This is a genomic window from Nocardioides alkalitolerans, from assembly GCA_038184435.1.
Classification (GTDB): domain Bacteria; phylum Actinomycetota; class Actinomycetes; order Propionibacteriales; family Nocardioidaceae; genus Nocardioides; species Nocardioides alkalitolerans_A.
On sequence record CP116227.1, the window covers coordinates 3,688,265 to 3,706,647 of the forward strand.

Sequence of the window (18,383 nt, forward strand, 5' to 3'; positions counted from 1 at the left end):
GGGGCGGGGCGGGGCGGTGGGTGGTGGGCTCAGACGTGTGCGGCGAGGCGGCCGCGGCGGAGGTAGACGCCGTAGGTCACGGCCGTGCAGAGCACGTAGTAGGCCGCGAAGACCAGGAACGCGCCCTTGGTGGCGGACAGCGGGTCGGCGACCCACGGTGCGCTGAAGGCGAGCGGGATGAGGAAGCCGCCGATCGCGCCGATCGCGCCGATGACGCCGAGGGCCGCGGAGGCCTGCTTGCCGGCCGCCGTCAGGGCCCCGGTGCGCTCGGGGGAGCCCGCGGGCGTGGTCGACTCGGCCCGACGACGCCAGATCGCGGGGATCATCTTGTAGGTCGAGCCGTTGCCGATGCCGGTGCAGGCGAACACGAGGAGGAAGAACCCGAGGAAGAGCGGGAACAGGCTCTCGTTCTCCGTCGCGATCGCCGGGTCGGCGGTCGGGTTCGGCGTGAGCTGGAAGACGGTCCAGAGCACGGCGAGGGTGCCGACGGTGAGCCCGAGGAACGCGAGCAGCGTGATCCGCGCACCGCCGTACCGGTCGGCGAGCCAGCCGCCCACGGGCCGCGCCACGGAGCCGACGCCGGCGCCGAGGAACGCGTAGTAGGCGAAGAAGATGCCCGTGCCGAGGGGGGCGGGCTCCGGCACCCAGAAGTTCAGCTTGATGAGCAGCGGCATCGCGGCGGAGTAGCCGATGAACGAGCCGAAGGTGCCGATGTAGAGCACCGCCATGATCCAGGTGTGCGGCTCCTTGACGACCCGCAGCTGCTCGCGGGGCTTCGCGACCGCCGTGCCGAGGTTGTCCATCCACAGCCAGGCCGCGACGGTGGCCGCGACGGCGAGGCCCGCGTAGAGCAGCGCCGCGCGCTCCAGGTGGATGCCGCCCTCGGACGCCTTCACCAGGCCGAAGATGCCCGCGCCGCCGACGACGACCGGCAGCAGCAGCTGGATCAGCGCGACGCCGAGGTTGCCGCCCGCGGCGTTGAGGCCGAGCGCGGCGCCCTTCTTCGCGGTCGGGTAGAAGTAGTTGATGTTGGCCATCGAGCTGGCGAAGTTGCCGCCGCCGAAGCCGGCGGTGGCGGCGATGACGCAGAAGACCCAGTACGGCGTGCCCTCGTTGGTGACCGCCGCGGCGAAGCCGAGCGTCGGCACCAGCAGCAGCGCCGCCGAGACGATCGTCCAGTTGCGGCCGCCGAACAGCCCGACCGCGAAGGTGTAGGGGATCCGCAGCAGCGAGCCCACCAGGTTGGGGATGGCCACCAGCAGGAACAGCTGCTGAGGGGAGAACGCGAAGCCCATCGCCACCAGGTAGGCCGAGCTCACGCTCCAGATCAGCCACACCGAGAAGCCCAGGTGCTCCGCGAAGATGGACCAGAGGAGGTTGCGGCGGGCGACGGGCTGGCCCGTCTCGGCCCAGAACTGCTCGTCCTCGGGGCGCCAGTCGTCGATCCAACGGCGCGTGCGGCGAGGACGCTGCGTCGTCGCAGCGTCGTGCCTCGTCTCGGTGCCCGACCCGGGCTGGGGAGCGGTGATGGTCACGGGGAGGAGCCTGGGTCGCGCGTGTTACGCCGGCCGGGGTCCGTGTTTCACGCTCGCGTCACTTTTCGCTCACGGCCTCACAAGGCCAGCGGCGGGACAAGTCGATTTCGTCTGGCGCGGAGCGTCGGCTATGGTTTCCGGGTTGCTCGTTCAGGCGGGCAACGAGCGCCCGTAGCTCAACGGATAGAGCATCTGACTACGGATCAGAAGGTTTGGGGTTCGAATCCCTACGGGCGCGCAGGTCGAGGAGCCCGGACATCGCGTCCGGGCTTCTTCCGTTTTCACGACCACCCCGCCGTCCGCTCCCGCAGCTCGCCGTACCGCTCGCGCACCTGCGGCGTCGCTGCCGCCTCGAGCACCCGGTTCCCGGCGGGCGCCGGCCACGCCGGGGGCGTCGCCGTGCCGGCCAGGGCCCAGGCGGCCTGCCGGGCGGCGCCGAGCGCGACGTACTCCTGCTGGGGCGGCAGCTCGACGGGCCGTCCGAGCACCGCGGGCAGGATCTCCTGGACGGCCGCGCTGCGGGCGGCGCCGCCGACGACGAGCACACGGCGCACCTCGGCGCCGAGCAGCGTCGTGAGGTGGTCGAGGGCGTCGGCGAGCGAGCAGGCGAGGGCCTCGTAGGCCGCGCGGGCGAGGTCGGCGCGCGTCGTGGCGGGGGACAGGCCGGTCCACGTGCCCCGGGCGCGCGGGCGGTCGGGGGTGCGCTCGCCGCCGTAGTAGGGGAGCAGCACCACGCCGCCGGCCCCGGGCTCGGCGCTGAGCGCGAGCTCCGCGAGGCCGTCGTGGTCGACGCCGAGCCACCGGGCCTGGTGGTCGAGCACCTGCGCGGCGTTGAGCGTCACCGACATCGGCAGGTAGTGCCCGGTCGCGTCCGCGAAGCCCGTGACCAGACCGGACGGGTCGGCGACGGGGTCCACGACGACCATCGAGGCCACCCCGGACGTGCCGATGGAGAGCAGCGCGTCACCGGGCTCGAGGCCGAGGCCGAGGGCGGCGGCCATGTTGTCGCCGGTGCCGCCGGCCAGCACGGCCCCGCTGCGCGTCGTGCCCGCGCTCGCGCCGTCGGGGACGACGGCGGGGAGGTCGGCGTCGCGTCCGAGGGCCGAGCGCAGGAGGTCGGGGGCCCAGGCTCCGGTTCCCCCGGCGGCGCTGGGCGAGTAGTAGCCCGTGCCCGAGGCGTCGCCGCGGTCGGTGAACGCCGGCGTGCCGGGCGCGGCGAGGTGCCCCGCCACGTAGTCGTGGGGGAGCAGCACGCGCTCGACGCGGGCGGCCGCGTCGGGCTCGTGGTCGCGCAGCCAGCGCAGCTTGGTGACCGTGAACGACGGCACCAGCACGCTGCCGACGAGCTCGGCGCAGCGCTGCGGGCCGCCCCACTCGGCGACGAGGTCCCGCGCCGCGTCGGCGGAGCGGGTGTCGTTCCAGAGCAGCGCGTCCCGCACCGGGCGGCCGGCTGCGTCGAGCGCCACCATCCCGTGCTGCTGCCCGCCGACGCCGACGGCCGCGGCCGACCCGAGCAGGTCGTGCGTGGCCTCGTCGACGGCGTCGCACCAGTGCCGCGGGTCGACCTCCGTCCCCGGCGGGTGCGCCGCGCGGGCCTCGGCGAGCACCGTGCCGTCGTCCCCGTCGACCAGCAGCGCCTTGGTCGCCTGCGTCGACGAGTCGACGCCCAACACCTGGGCCATCCGGCCCCCTTCCTCCTGCGGTCGACTTCCCGCGAGGTGCTTGACGCGCCGTCGGGGTGTCATTAGTTTGTCGCCCCAACGTACTAGTTTCGTGATGCAGGTCACAAGAAGGAGATCCGATGTCGCCTCGCTCGAGCGGCCTCCGAGGGGGTGCCGGCACGGCCGACCAGGCCGTGGTCCGCCGCCACAACCTCGCGCTCGTGCTCGAGCACCTCCGTCTCCACGGCTCGCGCTCGCGGGCCCGGGTCGCGGCGGAGACGGGTCTCAACAAGGCGACCGTGTCGAGCCTGGTGAGCGAGCTGCTCGGTCGCGGCCTCGTCACCGAGGGGGCGGTCGAGCGGGGCGGGGTCGGGCGCCCGGGCCTGGTCATCGACCTCGACGGGTCGACGTACGCCGCGATCGGCGCCGAGGTGAACATCGACTACCTGTCGGTCATCGTCTCCAGCCTCCGCGGCGACGTCGTCGCCGAGCAGCGGGTGCCCTTCGACACCGCCGCGAGCGACCCGCGCGACGCCCTCGAGCGTCTCGCCGGGCTGGTGCGCGACGCCCTGGCGACGGCCGGACCGGCGGCGCCGGTCGGCCTCACCGTCGCCGTCCCCGGCATCGTCGAGTCCGCGACCGGACGGCTCGTGAAGGCCGTCAACCTCGGCTGGCGCGACACCCCGGTCGTCGACCTGCTCGTCGAGCTCCTCGGCGGCCCCGGCTACCCCGTCGTGCTCGACAACGAGGCCAATCTCGCCGCGCTCGCCGAGATCGAGGCCCGCGGCGGCGCGGCCGGGCGGGACCTCCTCCTGCTCACCGGTGGCGTGGGCGTCGGTGGCGGCATCGTCGCCGACGGCCACCTCCTGCGCGGCGCCCGCGGCTTCGCCGGCGAGATCGGTCACCTGCAGGTCGACCGCAACGGTCTCGACTGCGGCTGCGGACGCCGGGGTTGCTGGGAGACCGTCGCCGGCCTGGGCGCGCTGCTGCGGCGCGCGGCCGACGAGGGCGACCCGGTGCGCGACCCCAACGTGGACCTCCTGGGCCGGCTCGGCGAGGTGCGCCGGCGGGCCGAGGACGGCGACCAGCGCACCCTCGCCGCGATCGACGCCACCGCCACCTGGCTGGTCTCCGGGGCCGCGAGCCTCGTCAACGTCTTCAACCCCGACGTCGTGGTCCTCGGGGGCTACTTCGCCGTGCTGTCCCGTTGGTACGTCCCCCGTCTCCAGCAGGGCCTCGCCGAGCAGGTCCACGCCCCCGACGCCGGCGGTTGCCGCGTCGAGGTCTCGACCCTCGGGTTCGCCGCCGCCATGCGCGGGGCCGCCCACCAGGCCGCGCTCGCGGTGCTGGAGGACCCCGTCGCCCTCCCCTTCCTCGACGCCACCGACGAGTCCACCGGAGTGCCCACGTGACCGACGACCACCGCGGCACCGTGCCGCCCGAGACGCTGCTGGAGCTGCGCGGCATCGTGAAGCAGTTCCCGGGGGTGCGCGCCCTCGACGGCGTCGACCTCGAGGTGCGCGCCGGCGAGGTGCACTGCCTGCTCGGCCAGAACGGCGCCGGCAAGTCGACGCTCATCAAGACCGTCGCCGGGGTCAACCAGCCTGACGAGGGCTCGCTGCGCTGGCTCGGCGAGGAGGTGCGGTTCCCGACGCCGCAGGCCGCCATCAAGGCGGGCATCGCGACGATCTACCAGGAGCTCGACTTCGTCTCCGACCTGACGGTCGCGGAGAACATCTTCCTCGGCCACGAGCGCTCCACGGGCGGCTTCCTGCAGCGGGCGCGCGCCAACCACGAGGCGACCGCGCTGCTCACCCGCCTCGGCCACGGCGACATCGCGCCGACGCGCCGGATGGGCTCGCTGTCGCCGGCGGCGCAGCAGATCGTCTCGATGGCCCGCGCCCTGTCCCACGAGACGCGGGTGCTGGTGCTCGACGAGCCGTCCGCGGTGCTCGACCAGGAGGAGGTGCGCAACCTCTTCCGCGTCGTGCGCGGCCTCGTCGCCGAGGGGGTCGGGGTCGTCTACATCTCCCACCGCCTCGAGGAGATCCGGGAGATCGGCGACCGGATCACCGTGCTCAAGGACGGCCGCACCGTCGCGACGGGCCTGGCGGTCGCCGCCACCCCGACGAGCGAGCTGATCCGCCTGATGACGGGCCGTGCGATCGAGTACGTCTTCCCCGAGCGCACCGTCGCCCCGCCCGACGACGACCGCCCGCCCGTGCTCGAGGTCGACGGCCTCGCTCAGGCGGGGGTCTTCGAGGACGTCTCCTTCACGGTCCGCGCCGGCGAGATCGTGGGGCTCACCGGCCTCGTGGGGGCGGGCCGGTCCGAGATCCTGGAGGCCGTGTACGGCGCGCGTCGACCCACCCGGGGCGAGGTCCGGGTCGACGGACGCCGGCTGCGCCGCGGGTCGGTGGACCGCGCCGTACGCGCCGGGATGGGCCTGTGCCCGGAGGAGCGCAAGAGCCAGGGCCTCCTGCTCGACGAGGCCGTCTCGCGCAACATCACCGTCTCGTCGATGGGGCGCTTCGCGCGGGCCGGGTTCCTCGACGAGCCGCGCGAGCGCCGCGCGGCGGAGAAGCTCACCACCAGCCTCGACGTGCGTCCCACCGGCGTCACCCGCGCCGTGCGCACGCTGTCGGGCGGCAATCAGCAGAAGGTCGTGCTGGCTCGCTGGCTGATGCGTGAGTGCCGGGTGCTGCTGCTCGACGAGCCCACCCGCGGGGTCGACGTCGGCGCCCGCGCGGAGATCTACCGCCTGGTCCGCGACCTCGCCGACGTCGGCGTGGCCGTCGTCGTCGTCTCCAGCGAGATCGAGGAGGTGCTCGGGCTCTCGGACCGGGTCCTCGTCGTGCGGGAGGGGCGCGTGGTCCACAGCGCACCGGCAGCCGACCTCGACGAGTCCCAGGTCCTCGACCTGGTCATGGAAGGAAGAGCAGCATGACCGAGAGCTCCACCGGCGTCGCGGCGCCGCTCACGAAGGCCCCCGCGGCCGACCCGCCGCCGTCCCGGGGACGCTCCACGTCCCCGCTCGCCGCGCTCACCGGCTCCGGGGTCGGTCGCAACCTCGGCCTCGTCGTCGCCCTGCTCATCCTCTGCGGCGTGGGTGCGGCGACGGCGGGCGAGCGCTTCGCCGACCTCGACAACGCCCTCACCATCCTGCGGCTCGCCGCGGCGGTCGGCGTGGTCAGCATCGGCATGACCTTCGTCATCACCGGCGGTGGCATCGACCTGTCGGTCGGCGCGATCCTCGCCCTGTCGTCGGTGTGGTGCACCACCGTGGCCACGCAGACGATGGCCAACGACGTGCACTGGGTGACGATGGTGATCGCCGCGGTCGCGGTCGGCGCCGGCTGCGGCCTGGTCAACGGCGTCCTCATCGCGTACGGCGGGGTGGTGCCCTTCATCGCCACCCTCGCGATGCTGGCGAGCGCCCGGGGCCTGGCGGAGATTCTCTCCAACCGTCGCACCCAGATCGTCGACGTCCCCGGCTTCGACGCCTTCTTCGGCGCGGAGGTGCTGGGCGTCGAGGTGCCCGTGCTGCTCTTCGTGCTGGTCGCGATCATCGGCTGGGTGCTGCTCAACCGCACCACCTTCGGCCGCCGCACCGTCGCCGTCGGCGGCAACCCCGAGGCGGCGCGGTTGGCGGGCATCAACGTCAAGCGGCACACCCTGATGCTCTACGTGCTGCTCGGCGTCTGCTGCGGCATCGCCGCGCTCATGCTCATCGCGCGCACCAGCACCGGCAGCTCCACCCACGGCATGCTCTACGAGCTCGACGCCATCGCGGCCGTCGTCATCGGCGGCACGCTGCTCGCCGGCGGCCGCGGCACGATCGTCGGCACCGTGCTCGGCGTCCTCATCTTCACGACCCTCACGAACGTCTTCACGCTCAACAACCGCTCCATCTCGGAACAGGCCCTGCTCAAGGGGGCGATCATCGTGGTCGCCGTGCTCCTGCAGCAGCGCTTCGCCCGGCGCAGCGACTCCAGCTGACGCCGCGGCTGCCCCGCCGCCCACCACCGCCGCCCACCACCACCAACCGCCAGCCCCGCGGGCCGTCCCGACGACGGTCCGACGGCACCCCCTTGCCTCATCCGGCTCCTCTCGGGCTCAACGACGAACCACCAGGAGAAGACCATGCGCACCACCACCGCCCTCCGCGGACGGCTCGCCGTCGCCGCCACCGCCGGCCTGCTCGTCGTCGGCCTGGCCGCCTGCACCGGCAACGACACCAGCTCCGGCAACGACAACCTGCGCGGCGGCACCGACGGGGCCGCCGAGGGCTCGAACGACGAGGAGGGCGACACCGTCGTCATCGGCTTCTCGGCGCCGGCCGCCGACCACGGCTGGATGGCCTCCATCACCGAGTCGGCCCAGGTCGTCGCGGACAGCTACGGCGACGTCGAGCTCCGCATCGCCGAGGGCACCAACGAGGTCAACCTGCAGATCAGCCAGGTCGAGACGTTCATCAACGACGGGGTCGACGCGATCGTGCTGCTGCCCTTCGACGGCGCCGCCCTCACCCCGATCGCCCTCGAGGCGATGGAGGCCGGCATCCCGGTCATCAACGTCGACCGCGAGTTCAACGACCCCAACGCCGCGCGCGTCACCATCCTCGGCGACAACTACGGCATGGGCGTCTCGGCCGGGCAGTACATCTGCTCCGAGCTCGAGGGCCGGGCCGACGCCGTCGTCGCCGAGATCGCCGGCATCGACTCGCTGCCCCTGACGCAGGACCGCAGCGAGGGATTCGCCGAGGCGCTCGCCGAGTGCGGGCTCGAGGTCTCGAACCGCGTCGCGGCCGACTTCACGGTCGAGGGCGGCGAGCGCGCCGCGTCCAACCTGCTGCAGGCGGCGCCCGAGATCGACGCCATCTGGAACCACGACGACGACCAGGGGGTCGGCGTGCTCGCCGCCATCGAGAACGCGGGCCGCGACGAGTTCTTCCTCGTGGGCGGCGCCGGGTCGGCCAACGCGATGCGCTCCATCCAGGCCGGCGACGGCGTGCTGCGCGCCACGGTCGTCTACCCGTCGACGCAGGCCGCCGACGCCATCCGCGTCGCGCGCCTGCTCGCCCAGGACAAGGCCATGGCCGACCTCGTCGAGGTCGAGGTGCCCCGCCAGATCCAGCTCTTCGCCCCCGTCGTCACCGCGGACAACGTCGAGCTCTACCTCGACACCGCGTTCGAGTCGTGATGGGGAACGATCAGATCGCCGTGGCGATGGTGGGCCACGCCTTCATGGGGGCGGCCCACTCCCACGCCTGGCGCACCGCCGGCCACTTCTTCGACCTGCCCGCGACGCCCGTGCTGCGGGTGGTGTGCGGCCGGGACGCCGAGCGGGCGGCGGCCGCCGCCGACCGGCTCGGCTGGGAGGAGTCGGCCACGGACTGGAAGGAGGTCGTCGGGCGCGACGACGTCGACCTGGTCGACATCTGCACGCCCGGCGACACCCACGCCGAGATCGCCATCGCCGCCCTCGAGGCCGGCAAGCACGTGCTCTGCGAGAAGCCGCTGGCCAACACGGTCGCCGAGGCCGAGGCGATGGCGGCCGCCGCGGAGGCGGCGGCGGCCCGTGGCGTCCGCGCCATGGTCGGCTTCACCTACCGTCGCGTGCCGGCGGTCGCCTACGCCCGGCAGCTCGTGGCGGAGGGCCGCCTCGGGGAGGTGCGGCACGTGCGGGCGGTCTACCTGCAGGACTGGATCGCCGACCCCGACGCACCGATGTCGTGGCGGCTCGAGAAGGACAAGGCCGGCTCGGGCGCCCTCGGCGACATCGGGGCGCACATCGTCGACATGGCGCAGTTCATCACCGGCGACCGGCTCACCAGCGTCACCGGGCAACTGCGGACCTTCGTGCACGAGCGGCCGCTCGCCGCAGAGCACGCGGGCCTCGGCGGCACCGCCGGCAGCGGCCGGGGGACGGTGACCGTCGACGACGCCGCCACGTTCCTCGGCACCTTCGCCGGGGGAGCCATGGCGGTGTTCGAGGCCACCCGCTTCGCCACCGGTCGCAAGAACGCCATCCGCATCGAGGTCAACGGGTCGCTGGGCAGCCTGGCGTTCGACTTCGAGGACATGAACGTGCTGCAGCTCCACGACGCGCGCGACCCCGCGCCGTACGCCGGCTTCCGCCGGATCCTCGTGACCGAGCCGGAGCACCCGTACGTCGCGGCCTGGTGGCCGGCCGGCCACGGGCTCGGCTACGAGCACGGATTCACCCACCAGGTCGTCGACCTCGTCACCGCCATCGGTGCCGGCGTCGACCCCACGCCCACCTTCGCCGACGGTCTCCAGGTCCAGCGCGTGCTGGCCGCCGTCGAGGAGAGCTCGACCACCCGACAGTGGCAGGAGATCCCGTCGTGACCCCCAGCAGCAGTGTCCCGTCCGACCGCTTCACCCCCCGACCCGAGGACAAGTTCTCCTTCGGGCTCTGGACCGTGGGCTGGGAGGGCGTCGACGTCTTCGGGCCCGCGTCGCGGGCGGCCCTCGACCCCGTCGAGTCGGTGCGCCGGCTCGCCGACATCGGGGCGGCGGCGGTGACCTTCCACGACGACGACCTCGTGCCCGACGACGCGACCCGCGACCACACGCTCGAGCGCTTCGGCAAGGCGCTGGCCGACACCGGACTGCGCGTCGAGATGGTCACCACCAACCTGTTCGGCCCGCCGGTCTTCAAGGAGGGCGCGCTGACGGCGAACAACCGCGACGTACGGCGCTACGCGATCGCCAAGGTGCTCCGCAACATCGACCTCGCCGCGTCGCTCGGCGCCGACACGTTCGTGCTGTGGGGCGGCCGCGAGGGCGCCGAGCACGGCGCGTCCAAGAACGTGCAGACCGCGCTGGCGCGGATGGCGGAGGCGGTCGACATGTTCTGCGCCTACTCCCGCGAGCAGGGCTACGACCTGCGCTTCGCCCTCGAGCCGAAGCCCAACGAGCCGCGCGGCGACATCCTGCTGCCGACGATCGGGCACGCCCTGGCCTTCATCGGTGCGCTCGACCACGCCGACATGGTCGGCCTCAACCCCGAGGTGGGCCACGAGGAGATGGCGGGCCTCAACTTCGCCCACGGCATCAGCCAGGCGCTGTGGCACGACAAGCTGTTCCACGTCGACCTCAACGGCCAGCACGGTCCGCGCTTCGACCAGGACCTCCGCTTCGGCGCCGGCAACCTGCGCGGCGCGTTCTGGACGGTCGACGCCCTCCTGGGCGGCGGGGGCGGGCGGGCCTACGACGGCTACGTCCACTTCGACTTCAAGCCGCCGCGCAGCGAGGCCGACGGCGGCGTCTGGGACTCCGCCCGGGCGTGCATGCGCAACTACCTCGTGCTGCGCGAGAAGGTGCAGGCCTTCCGCGCCGACCCCGAGGTCGCGGCCGCGCTCGAGGCCGCGGAGGTCCCGGCCCTCGACGTACCGGCCCTGGCGCCGGGGGAGTCGCTCGCGGACCTCCGCGCCGCGGCCCACGACCCCGCGGCGCTGGCGCTGCGCGAGGTCGGCATGGAGGCCCTCGACCAGCTCGCCATGGAGCACCTGCTCGGCGTGCGCTGAGCCGCGCCGTCCCCTCACCCGCACCTGTCCGCAGCACCCGACGAAGGAGCCGACGATGCCTCGACCGATCACCCTGTTCACCGGCCAGTGGGCCGACCTGCCGCTGGAGGAGGTGGCGAAGCTGGCGGCGGGGTGGGGGTACGACGGGCTCGAGCTGGCCTGCTGGGGTGACCACCTCGACCCCTGGCGGGCGGCGGAGGACGACGCCTACGTGCAGGACCGCCTCGACCTGCTGGAGCGCCACGGCCTGCAGCTGTTCGCGATCTCCAACCACCTCAAGGGCCAGGCGGTCTGCGACGACCCGATCGACGCCCGCCACCAGGCCATCGTGTCGTCGCGGGTCTGGGGCGACGGCGACCCGGAGGGCGTGCGGCAACGTGCGGCCGAGGAGATGAAGATGACGGCCCGCGCGGCGCAGCGGCTCGGCGTGAGCACCGTGGTCGGGTTCACGGGCTCGTCGATCTGGAAGTACGTCGCCATGTTCCCGCCGGCGACGGAGGAGATGGTGGACGCGGGCTACCAGGACTTCGCCGACCGCTGGAACCCGATCCTCGACGTCTTCGACGAGTGCGGCGTGCGGTTCGCCCACGAGGTGCACCCCTCGGAGATCGCCTACGACTACTGGACGACCGTGCGGGCGCTCGAGGCGATCGGGCACCGGGAGGCGTTCGGGCTGAACTGGGACCCGTCGCACTTCGTGTGGCAGGACCTCGACCCCGTCGGGTTCCTCTGGGACTTCAAGGACCGGATCTACCACGTCGACTGCAAGGACGCGAAGCGCCAGACCGGCAACGGCCGCAACGGCCGGATGGGGTCGCACCTGCCGTGGGCCGACCCGCGGCGCGGCTGGGACTTCGTGTCCACCGGCCACGGCGACGTCCCGTGGGAGGCGTCGTTCCGGATGCTCAACACGATCGGCTACGCCGGCCCCATCTCGGTGGAGTGGGAGGACGCCGGGATGGACCGGCTCGTCGGTGCGCCCGAGGCGCTGGAGTTCGTGCGGCGGTTGGCGTTCGACCCGCCGTCCGCCGCGTTCGACGCGGCGTTCTCGAGCGCTACCTGAGGCGGGCGACGAGCGCGTCGAGCCAGCCGCCGACGTTGCGGCGCGCCTCGTGGGTGTCGGGGTAGCGGCAGCGCAGGTGCAGGCCCGAGTCGTCGAGCACGAACCAGAGCATGACGCCGTCGGTGCGGATCGCGGCGCCGACGTACTGCGCCTCGAGGCCCACGGAGTCCACCCGCACGGGGAGGCGCCGGAGGTCGAGCCAGGAGATGGCGAACATGCCGGGTGCCGCCGGCATGCCGCCCCACGGGGCCAGCACGTCGGCGAGCGGCCACGACCCGAGCCGTACCGCCTCCTTCACGGCAGCCGCGCACGCGTGGGGGTCGGGATCGGGGGACTCGATCACCGCGTTCGTGATGAACCAGCCGACCGAGTCGTGCCAGGTCGCGCCGCTCTCGGGGGTGGGGGTGCGGCTGTGCACCGGGAAGACGGCCCGGAGCGGCTCGCCCGCGAGCTCGCGGGTCACCTCGGTCATGGCCGCCACCACGAGGGCCAGCGTGGAGACCCCCAGCTCGCGGGCGCGGGAGCCGATCGCGGCCGTCTCGTCGACGTCGAGCACGTCGCGCACCTCGACCCGCTCGGGCTGCTCCGACGCCACGTCGCCGAGGGGGAGGGGGAAGCAGGGCATCACGTCCCCGCACGCGGCGAGGATCTCGGCCCACCGGCCGCGTACGTCGTCGGGCGCGGCCGGCCGGTCCTCCAGCGCCCGCGTGTGCTCGGCGAAGGCGGGGACGGTGGGGCGCTCGGTGCCGGTGCCGGTGCCGTTGCCGTTGTCGGTGCTCGCCTCGCCTGGGTTCAGCGCCGCGAGCAGGTCGCGGACGATGACGAGCATCGACCACATGTCGACGTGGGCGTGGTCGGCGCCGATCACGACCGTGGGGCCGTCGGCCGTCTCGAGCACGCAGAGCCGGTGGGACGGTGCCTGGTAGGGCGAGCACGCGGCGTCGAGCACCTCGCGCAGGGCGTCGTTGACGGCCTGCCCGGGGGCGATCTCGTGCTCCACCCAGGCGCCGGGGGCGAGGGCGATGTCGTGGAGCTCCGGTGCGTCGCCCGGCCCCGGCCCGGGGGAGAACGCGGAACGCAGGGTGCCGTGGCGGGCCACCACCGCCATCCAGGCCGCGGCGAGCCGGTCGCGCTCCACCGGCCCGCGGAGGCGGAACGACAGCGCCATCCAGCTGCCCGCCCGGTCGCCGGCGCCGACGTGGCGCCCCTGGTCGAACGAGACGGGGAGCGCGGTGCCGCGCTCGCCGACGGTGACGTCGTACCCCCACAGCCGGCCGAACGGGAGCCGCAGGTGCGCCACGTTGGTCAGCCGCATGGCCGTACCCTAGGCGGACCCGCCCACCCCAGGAGCAGCCGTGCCGACGTTCGCCGTCCCCGGGGCCGAGCTCGACGTCGAGCTGAGCGACGAGGGGGGTCACCCCGTCGTGCAGCTCCACGGCCTCACGTCCAGCCGCCACCGCGACCGCCTGCTCGACCTCGACCTGGGACGGGGGCTGAGCGGCACCCGGCTGCTGCGCTACGACGCCCGCGGCCACGGACGCTCCACCGGCCGCGCCGTCCCCGAGGACTACCGCTGGACCGTGCTCGCCGACGACCTCCTCCGGCTGCTCGACTACTGGTTCCCCGGCGAGCGCGTCCACGGCGTCGGACCGTCGATGGGCTGCGCGACGCTGCTGCACGCCGCCGTGCGCGACCCCGACCGCTTCGACGGCCTGACCCTGCTCGTTCCGCCGACGGCGTGGGAGTCGCGCGTGGCGAAGGCCGAGGACTACCGGCGGGCCGCCGTCGTCGTGGAGGAGCAGGGCATGGCGGCGTTCGTCGAGGCCGGGCGCGCGGCCCCCCGACCGCCGGCGACCGTCGAGGCCCCCGAGACCGTGCCCGACGTGGACGAGGCGCTGCTGCCCGCGCTGTTCCGCGGCGCCGCACTGTGCGACCTCCCCGACCGTACGGCGATCGCCCGCCTCCGCGTGCCCACCACCGTGCTCGCCTGGACCGAGGACCCCGCCCACCCGCTGTCGACGGCCGAGACGCTCGCGTCGCTGATCCCGGGAGTGGTGCTGGAGGTCGCCAGCACACCGGCCGACGTCGCCCGGTGGCCCGGGATCCTCCGCGACGACGTGGCGCGGCATCAGCCGTAGCGATCTGCGAACGCCAGCATCAGCCGGGCCTCGTTCTCGGAGCAGGGGTGGGTGCCGGTCGGTCCTGTGGTGAAGCCGAGGCCGTTCGGGGTGAGCCAGACGTAGTGGCCGGGGGCGCGTTGTCTTGCTTGGTAGCCGGCGTGGGTCTTCCAGCGGTGGTGGCGGCGGACGAGGGGGCCGGAGTTGTGGGTGCCGGTCTGCTCCTCTCCGCGTTCTGGATTGAACGGGGTGGGGTGGTCGTAGTCGACGTTGCGGCTGGTGGAGGTGGCGTAGGGCCAGTAGTCGCCGCCGGTGATGAGGTGCACCCGTTCTTTCACCGCTTCGGGGTGTTCGTAGGCGGTGGTGCGGACGGCGTCGGCGAGGTCGATGACCGGCTTGACGGTCACGTTCGTCGTCGCGAGGAGCTGGTGGAGGGCGCCGAGGGTGCGGGGCCCGAGGTTCTCGACGCGGGCGACGCCCTGGGTGTCGAGGAGGGTGGCTTCGTGGAGGTGGACGTAGAGCGTGGCCTTGGGGCGGAGCCTGGTCAGGTCGGTGCTCCGGAGGGCATCGAGGACGTCAGCGGGCAACGCGGTCGCGCGTGAGGGCTCGAGGGGCTCGTCGTCGGTGACCGGCTCCGGCGCGACTGCGGTCCCAGCGGGAGCAGCGGCCTCGTGCTCGACGAGCAGCGCGAGGAGCTCGGCCGGCCGCGCGAGATACCCCAGCGCGATGGCCCGGACCTCGTCCGCGCTCGCATCCGGGTGGCCCGGAGCGATGATCTCCGCGACTCGGGTGACGGTGGCCTGCACCCACGCCGCATCCCCGGCATCCAACCGGGCGATCAACGTGCGCAGACCGTACTCGTCGGTCCGCCCCAGAGCCACGTAGCGCCGTCGCTTCTCCTCCTCCACGCGCTGCTCGTGCAGAGCAGGGTCGGCCTCGATCACCTTCGCCTCGGCCACCGTCAACACGCGGCCGGGTGCCTCGGTCGCGATCATCCGCGCCACCGCGACGTCCACGATCCCGACCACCGAGCACGGGAGGTGGCGCGACATGCGGGCGACCTTCCGCGCGACGTACACCTCCGCGCCACCCTCCTGCACCACCCGCAACGTCAACGGGAGACGGTGCTGCAGGTCCAGCACGTCGGCCAGGGCGTTGATCGTCGCCGCCACCCCGGCACTGCGCGCGAGGGCGATCTCACCCAGCGCGTGGTCCTGCACCCGCGGCGTACCCTCCCCACCCACCATCACCAACGGGTTCCGCAGACGGGTGGACTCCCCCGAGTGCACCGCCGCCCACGCGCTGATCACCTCCAGGTCACGCACCTCCGCCAACCGGCGGGCGCGCACCGCCTCAGCGGCTGCATCCAGCAACCCACGAGGCGAGAGATGGTCGAACATGTGTGCGAGTCTACGCGCGCCCGCCGCCACCCGCCAGCGCGAATCCACAGGTCCGGCCGCGGATCGGCCAGGGGGTGCGCTACCTTCACTCCACAGTTTTGAACGTGTTCAAAGGAGCGCTGATGGACGAGCCCATCCGCTGGCCGGTGGCCACGGTGATCATGGCGGCGATGCCGACCGTCGCGCTCCTCGCCTGGTGGCCGTTCGCGACCGTCGGGATCGCGGCGCCGTACCTCGTGCTCCTCGTGGCGGCGATCGCGGCGAGTGTCCTGCTCTCCCGCCCGCGCCGGGGACCGCTCGCCCGCTCGGTGGGGGCCGGGCTGGCGGCAGGCCTGGGGGCGATCGTCAGCGTCTTCGTGCTGTTCGCCCCGGCCCTCGCCCTCGGCACCGTCCTGGGCGGTGGCAGCGTATGAGCTGGTTCGGTCCCTCCAGCCTCGCCGGGGTGCTGCTGGGCGCCTACGGGATGGTCGTCATGGCGGCAGCACTGTCGCAGCGGGAGGCGGGCGCCGGCGCGCTCGTCGTGGGTCTCGTCGTCGCGACCGTGGCTGCGCTGGCTATCGCGCGCGTCAGTCGGGTCGGATGGATCCGGCACGTCGCCACGGGGGTGGTCTGCGGGATCGCGGGTGCGGTCCTGCTGAACGCGTTCCTCGGGGACTGGGTCGTCGCGTTCTGATCCGCAGCGCGTTCGCGCCGCAGGCGCTCGGCCCAGTGTCGCGGCCTAGGGTGACCAGATGCCTCTCTTCGAGCTCGACGGTGTCGCCCCGACCATCCATCCCGACGCGTGGGTCGCGGAGACCGCGACGATCGTCGGCGACGTACGCCTCGGTGCGGGCGCGAGCGTCTGGTACGGCGCGGTCGTCCGCGGCGACGTCGGCACCATCACCATCGGCGAGGGCTCGAACGTGCAGGACGGGTCCGTGCTCCACCTCGTGTCGGGCACCCACCTGCGGATCGGCTCGGGCAGCACCGTCGCGCACGGCTGCATCGTCCACTGCCTCGAGGTCGGCGACGGCACCCTCATCGGCAACGGCTCGACCGTGCTCGACGGCGCCGTCATCGGCTCCGGGGTGCTCGTCGCGGCCGGCTCCCTCGTGACGCCCGGCACCCAGGTGCCTGACGGCAGCCTCGTGAAGGGCGCGCCCGCGAAGGTCGTCGGTCCGATCGAGCCCGGCAGCACGGCGGCGGGGATCCTGGAGCGGAACGCGCGGCAGTACGTCGGGCTCGCCCGCCACCACCGCGCGACGGTGAAGCGGATCGACTAGGTTCGCGGCCCGCCGACGGGGGTAGAGGGCGGCGATGGATCTGAGCGCGATGTGGCCCATAGCGGTGTACGCGTCGGTGCTCCCCGTCGCCCAGATGGTCAACGACCGCAAGTGGAGGGGCGACGAGGGACGCGAGCGACTGCTCGCGCTCGACCCGCTGGCGGCACGCAACGTCCTCGATGCCTACGAGTTCGGCGTGCCCACTCGTCGGTCCCCCCGACGCCGGGCATTGCTGCGGGTCGTGGCCCTCGCGGTGGTGATCGCGTACGTCGCGTTCGTCGTCCTCAGCTGGGGTTGGGCGGGGCTCGCCCTCCTGACGCCGGTGTTCCTGCTCGGCATCGCGGCCGGCGTGTCCCGCGCCAAGGTCCGTGCGCACGTCCTCGCCGTGCTCGATGAGCGCGACGACATCGCGACCCGCGAGGTCAGCAGGCGCGGCCGCCGTCGGTCCGGCCGGATCCTCCTCGTGGCGGGTGTCGCATTCGGTGGCGCGGCCGTCGCGGGTTGGGCTGCGGGACGTTGGGACCACGACGTGCTGTGGGTCGTCATGGGCGTGCTCCTCCTCATCTCCTTCGTCCTGCTGCTCGGATCGCTCTGGGCCGTCACGTGGCGCTACGGCGACGAGGAGCCCGCGTGAGTGCCCTGGTGATGCAGTCCGTCCTCTGGTCGGCGCTGGCGATCGTCAACGCGCACGGCGACCGCCGGTTCCAGGGTGAAGCGGGTCGTCGGCACCTCCTCGAGATGAGTCCCGGCGACGCCTGGTCCCACGCGAAGCAGTACCGCAGCCCGTGGACGGCCCGCATGTTCTACTTCCTGGCCGCGGCATGGTCCCTGGGTGCTGTCACGAACGCCGCCGCCGGGGAGTGGGGGGCGGTCCCGTTCGCCGTACCCGTCGTCGCGACGACCGCCTACGCCGCCCGCTCGCACCAGCGCACCGCGCCGACCGTCCTCGCGGTCCTCGCCGAGCGCGACGACGAGCCCCGCCCGCCGCCCGCCGAGGATCGCAGTGCCCGTCGCCGGCGTCGTACCCGGCAGTTCCTCGTTGCCGCCGGCGCCTTGTATGCCGCGAGCTCGTTCGTCCTCATCATTGCGAACTCGTGGAACTCGCAGGCGGGGACCACCGCTGGCGTGGCCCTCATCGTGGCCGGCACGCTCGCACTCGTGGGAGCGGGCTGGGCGCGGGCCTGGCGCTACGGCGACGAGGAGCCCGCATGACGCCGATCCTCATCCAAGCCGTCGTCTGGATCGTGCTGCCTCTCAGCTGGGCGCGCCAGGACCGCCGGTACCAGGGCGAGGCCGGCCGCGACCGTCTTCTCGCCCAGGCGCCGGGCGACGCCTGGGCCGAGACCGTCGCCTACCGACGGAGCTTCTTGTTCGTCCTGCTCCTCGTGATGACGGTCCTAACGACCCTCGGCACGGGTACCGCCCTCGTCGCCGGCGAGTGGTGGGCGGCTCCCGTCGCCCTGGCCGTCGCCCTCGCCTGCGCCTACGCGGCGCGCTCCAACCGCCGCACGGCCACCCACGTCCTCGCCGTCCTGGCCGAGCGGGGTGCCGAGGTCCGCCCGACCCCCGAGGAGCGCAGTGCCCTCCGCCGGCGCCGAACGTCGCTCCTGCTCATCGCTGCAGCGGCCCTGTACGCCGCAGGCACCGCCACCCTCGTCATCGCGGCCTCGTGGGGATCGACGCCGTGGACCGCCCTCGGCTGGACACTCGTCGGAGTCGGCACCGTCGCGCTCGTCGGGGCCGGCTGGGCCCGCGCGTGGCGGTACGGCGACGAGCAGGCCGCGCCCGACTGA

The 18,383-nt window shown here is 73.5% G+C and carries 18 protein-coding genes and 1 tRNA gene; 15 read left to right on the forward strand and 4 right to left on the reverse strand.

From position 1 onward, the window contains the following. Positions 1 to 29: 29 nt before the first annotated feature. Positions 30 to 1,535, reverse strand: a complete 1,506-nt coding sequence (locus tag PIR53_17570; protein WZH51811.1) for a NarK/NasA family nitrate transporter — start codon at positions 1,533 to 1,535, stop codon at positions 30 to 32. A 165-nt stretch (positions 1,536 to 1,700) separates the two neighbouring features. Between PIR53_17570 and PIR53_17575 the strand changes: the two genes are divergently transcribed. After that, positions 1,701 to 1,773, forward strand: a tRNA-Arg gene (locus tag PIR53_17575). A 43-nt stretch (positions 1,774 to 1,816) separates the two neighbouring features. Here PIR53_17575 and xylB read toward each other — a convergent pair. Beyond that, positions 1,817 to 3,217: a xylulokinase gene (xylB, locus tag PIR53_17580; GenBank protein WZH51812.1), complete on the reverse strand. Its 1,401-nt coding sequence runs from the start codon at positions 3,215 to 3,217 to the stop codon at positions 1,817 to 1,819. Between the two features lie 119 nt (positions 3,218 to 3,336). Here xylB and PIR53_17585 point away from each other — a divergent pair, with 119 nt between their 5' ends. The 7 genes from PIR53_17585 (at position 3,337) to PIR53_17615 (ending at position 11,811) form a co-directional block, all read left to right on the forward strand. Continuing rightward, positions 3,337 to 4,608, forward strand: coding sequence for an ROK family transcriptional regulator (locus PIR53_17585; protein ID WZH51813.1), 1,272 nt, complete (start codon positions 3,337 to 3,339; stop codon positions 4,606 to 4,608). Continuing rightward, positions 4,605 to 6,143, forward strand: a complete 1,539-nt coding sequence (locus tag PIR53_17590; GenBank protein WZH51814.1) for a sugar ABC transporter ATP-binding protein — start codon at positions 4,605 to 4,607, stop codon at positions 6,141 to 6,143. Before PIR53_17585 ends, PIR53_17590 begins: the two co-directional genes overlap by 4 nt. Beyond that, a complete protein-coding gene (locus PIR53_17595; GenBank protein ID WZH51815.1) occupies positions 6,140 to 7,195 on the forward strand; it encodes an ABC transporter permease in 1,056 nt (351 codons plus the stop codon). Before PIR53_17590 ends, PIR53_17595 begins: the two co-directional genes overlap by 4 nt. A gap of 144 nt (positions 7,196 to 7,339) precedes the next feature. Beyond that, positions 7,340 to 8,398: a substrate-binding domain-containing protein gene (locus tag PIR53_17600; GenBank protein ID WZH51816.1), complete on the forward strand. Its 1,059-nt coding sequence runs from the start codon at positions 7,340 to 7,342 to the stop codon at positions 8,396 to 8,398. Then, a complete protein-coding gene (locus PIR53_17605; protein ID WZH51817.1) occupies positions 8,398 to 9,567 on the forward strand; it encodes a Gfo/Idh/MocA family oxidoreductase in 1,170 nt (389 codons plus the stop codon). The genes PIR53_17600 and PIR53_17605 overlap by 1 nt, the downstream gene beginning before the upstream one ends. Then, a complete protein-coding gene (xylA, locus tag PIR53_17610) occupies positions 9,564 to 10,748 on the forward strand; it encodes a xylose isomerase (protein WZH51818.1) in 1,185 nt (394 codons plus the stop codon). The genes PIR53_17605 and xylA overlap by 4 nt, the downstream gene beginning before the upstream one ends. 55 nt (positions 10,749 to 10,803) lie before the next feature. After that, positions 10,804 to 11,811 carry a sugar phosphate isomerase/epimerase gene (locus PIR53_17615; GenBank protein WZH51819.1) on the forward strand — a complete coding sequence of 336 codons (1,008 nt, stop codon included), beginning with the start codon at positions 10,804 to 10,806 and terminating at the stop codon, positions 11,809 to 11,811. Here PIR53_17615 and PIR53_17620 read toward each other — a convergent pair. Beyond that, entirely contained in the window at positions 11,804 to 13,126 is a 1,323-nt protein-coding gene (locus PIR53_17620; protein WZH51820.1) for a peptide synthetase, read from the reverse strand. The genes PIR53_17615 and PIR53_17620 overlap by 8 nt on opposite strands. A gap of 40 nt (positions 13,127 to 13,166) precedes the next feature. On the opposite strand from PIR53_17620, the gene PIR53_17625 reads away from it, so the two are divergent. Further along, positions 13,167 to 13,949 carry an alpha/beta hydrolase gene (locus PIR53_17625; protein ID WZH51821.1) on the forward strand — a complete coding sequence of 261 codons (783 nt, stop codon included), beginning with the start codon at positions 13,167 to 13,169 and terminating at the stop codon, positions 13,947 to 13,949. Here PIR53_17625 and PIR53_17630 read toward each other — a convergent pair. Next, the gene (locus PIR53_17630; protein WZH51822.1) at positions 13,940 to 15,328 is read right to left on the reverse strand and encodes a hypothetical protein; all 1,389 of its coding nucleotides are present in this window, start codon (positions 15,326 to 15,328) and stop codon (positions 13,940 to 13,942) included. The genes PIR53_17625 and PIR53_17630 overlap by 10 nt on opposite strands. A 122-nt stretch (positions 15,329 to 15,450) precedes the next feature. On the opposite strand from PIR53_17630, the gene PIR53_17635 reads away from it, so the two are divergent. From PIR53_17635 to PIR53_17660, 6 genes are read left to right on the forward strand one after another with little or no spacing between them, the layout of a single operon-like run. Next, positions 15,451 to 15,741, forward strand: coding sequence for a hypothetical protein (locus tag PIR53_17635; GenBank protein WZH51823.1), 291 nt, complete (start codon positions 15,451 to 15,453; stop codon positions 15,739 to 15,741). Further along, positions 15,738 to 16,001 carry a hypothetical protein gene (locus PIR53_17640; protein ID WZH51824.1) on the forward strand — a complete coding sequence of 88 codons (264 nt, stop codon included), beginning with the start codon at positions 15,738 to 15,740 and terminating at the stop codon, positions 15,999 to 16,001. The genes PIR53_17635 and PIR53_17640 overlap by 4 nt, the downstream gene beginning before the upstream one ends. A 58-nt stretch (positions 16,002 to 16,059) precedes the next feature. Beyond that, the gene (locus PIR53_17645; GenBank protein WZH51825.1) at positions 16,060 to 16,590 is read left to right on the forward strand and encodes a gamma carbonic anhydrase family protein; all 531 of its coding nucleotides are present in this window, start codon (positions 16,060 to 16,062) and stop codon (positions 16,588 to 16,590) included. Between the two features lie 34 nt (positions 16,591 to 16,624). After that, entirely contained in the window at positions 16,625 to 17,224 is a 600-nt protein-coding gene (locus PIR53_17650; GenBank protein ID WZH51826.1) for a hypothetical protein, read from the forward strand. Then, complete coding sequence (locus tag PIR53_17655) at positions 17,221 to 17,802, forward strand: hypothetical protein (protein ID WZH51827.1); 582 nt, start codon at positions 17,221 to 17,223, stop codon at positions 17,800 to 17,802. Before PIR53_17650 ends, PIR53_17655 begins: the two co-directional genes overlap by 4 nt. Beyond that, positions 17,799 to 18,383, forward strand: coding sequence for a hypothetical protein (locus tag PIR53_17660; protein WZH51828.1), 585 nt, complete (start codon positions 17,799 to 17,801; stop codon positions 18,381 to 18,383). Before PIR53_17655 ends, PIR53_17660 begins: the two co-directional genes overlap by 4 nt.

Bases quoted from the DNA above. Each gene is read 5' to 3' on its own strand.
- PIR53_17605 (WZH51817.1), top strand. From the start codon at position 8,398: ATGGGGAACGATCAGATCGCCGTGGCGATGGTGGGCCACGCCTTCATG.
- PIR53_17645 (WZH51825.1), top strand. From the start codon at position 16,060: ATGCCTCTCTTCGAGCTCGACGGTGTCGCCCCGACCATCCATCCCGAC.
- PIR53_17660 (WZH51828.1), top strand. From the start codon at position 17,799: ATGACGCCGATCCTCATCCAAGCCGTCGTCTGGATCGTGCTGCCTCTC.
- PIR53_17585 (WZH51813.1), top strand. From the start codon at position 3,337: ATGTCGCCTCGCTCGAGCGGCCTCCGAGGGGGTGCCGGCACGGCCGAC.
- PIR53_17615 (WZH51819.1), top strand. From the start codon at position 10,804: ATGCCTCGACCGATCACCCTGTTCACCGGCCAGTGGGCCGACCTGCCG.
- PIR53_17630 (WZH51822.1), bottom strand. From the start codon at position 15,328: ATGTTCGACCATCTCTCGCCTCGTGGGTTGCTGGATGCAGCCGCTGAG.
- PIR53_17650 (WZH51826.1), top strand. From the start codon at position 16,625: ATGGATCTGAGCGCGATGTGGCCCATAGCGGTGTACGCGTCGGTGCTC.
- PIR53_17635 (WZH51823.1), top strand. From the start codon at position 15,451: ATGGACGAGCCCATCCGCTGGCCGGTGGCCACGGTGATCATGGCGGCG.
- PIR53_17595 (WZH51815.1), top strand. From the start codon at position 6,140: ATGACCGAGAGCTCCACCGGCGTCGCGGCGCCGCTCACGAAGGCCCCC.
- PIR53_17600 (WZH51816.1), top strand. From the start codon at position 7,340: ATGCGCACCACCACCGCCCTCCGCGGACGGCTCGCCGTCGCCGCCACC.
- xylB (WZH51812.1), bottom strand. From the start codon at position 3,217: ATGGCCCAGGTGTTGGGCGTCGACTCGTCGACGCAGGCGACCAAGGCG.
- PIR53_17640 (WZH51824.1), top strand. From the start codon at position 15,738: ATGAGCTGGTTCGGTCCCTCCAGCCTCGCCGGGGTGCTGCTGGGCGCC.
- PIR53_17620 (WZH51820.1), bottom strand. From the start codon at position 13,126: ATGCGGCTGACCAACGTGGCGCACCTGCGGCTCCCGTTCGGCCGGCTG.